The sequence below is a fragment of the Methanobacterium sp. genome (assembly GCA_030017655.1).
In the GTDB taxonomy this organism is placed as follows: Archaea; Methanobacteriota; Methanobacteria; order Methanobacteriales; family Methanobacteriaceae; genus Methanobacterium_D.
Window position 1 is genome coordinate 1 of the sequence record JASEIM010000084.1, and the last position, 626, is coordinate 626.

The window sequence follows — 626 nt, forward strand, 5'->3', positions numbered from 1 at the left end:
CTGTGAAACTAAATGTTCCTCCTTTTTTAAGTATCCGATATGATTCTCTAAAGAAGTTTTCCAGATTGTTAAAAAAATGGAAAACACCCACAGCAATCACGTGGTGAAACTCCAGGTCATTATATGGTAAAAAGTTTTCATTTAAATCAAAAAATTTAAGATCAGATGCAATATTCTTTTGCTTGCAAATTTTAAGCATTTCCTCTGAATTATCCAGACCATAAATTTTTAAATCCGCCTTTTTAAAAAGAAATGAACTTAAACCAGTCCCTATACCAATATCAAGCAACTTTTCTGCTGAATTAATATATTCAAATACTAATCCAAATATTATTTCAGATGAATAGCTTTCAAATTGCCTGGAAAGTGAATCATATTCTTCAGCATATCTATCATGTTCAATGCCAGATTTTATGGGAACTTTTTTATTCATAATTAAATATCTTACTTAAATATCATATAAGATTAACAGAATATCCTGCAAAACATTTTTATAAGAATTCTGGCATTTATTTTAAATGATATTATGGCCTTAAATTGTCTAAATAGCATCAATTCATTATACAAAATTTAAAGGTTTTTACTAAATTATGTGGGGTGTTTTATTCTTCCACTTCTACTGCCTC

At 28.0% G+C, this 626-nt stretch carries 1 protein-coding gene; it reads right to left on the reverse strand.

Translation table 11 applies throughout. The features are described from left to right. The coding region (locus tag QMD61_11730) for a class I SAM-dependent methyltransferase (protein MDI6725303.1) at positions 1 to 433 on the reverse strand (433 nt) is incomplete at its 3' end. Positions 434 to 626 lie beyond the last annotated feature (193 nt).